The 404-nt window shown below is 63.6% G+C and carries 1 protein-coding gene; it reads right to left on the bottom strand.

What is annotated here, in order from left to right; genetic code table 11:
• On the bottom strand, positions 1–398 hold a 398-nt coding region (locus D7Y04_RS43215), incomplete at its 3' end, for a lantibiotic dehydratase (protein WP_233601877.1).
• Positions 399–404: the final 6 nt, after the last annotated feature.

The raw sequence follows: 404 nt of genomic DNA, 5'->3' as shown, positions 1-404 counted from the left end.
AGCGCGGGAATACCGTGCGCAGCGTCGAGAAGAGAGGGTACGGGCTCACTGCCGGTGAGCGGCGGTGCCCAGGTAGGTACCAGGAGGTGCGACTGGATGAGGGCCTCGACGTATGCACCTGCATCCTCTCGAGATACCCCCTCGTGGCTCACCACCAAGGTCTGCACGAGCTCATCCAGGGTGCAGCCGCCACGTGCTCGCTCCAACGTGGCTTCGAGATAAGAGGTGCCTACCACCGCGACCAGACCGTAAGAGCGATCGCGCCCCCGGGACCGCATCTCCAGATACCGCCAGTGGCTCCCGGCTCGGTAGAGACTGGAGTTGGGAAGATATCGAAGCACACGGACGACGGAAGGGTCCTGCCGCACACGCTCGGTCAGCGCACAGACATAGTCCATGTCCAA

The sequence above is a fragment of the Corallococcus sp. AB038B genome, from assembly GCF_003668955.1.
In the GTDB taxonomy this organism is placed as follows: Bacteria; Myxococcota; Myxococcia; order Myxococcales; family Myxococcaceae; genus Corallococcus; species Corallococcus exiguus.
This window is presented reverse-complemented; position numbering and strand designations above follow the sequence as displayed.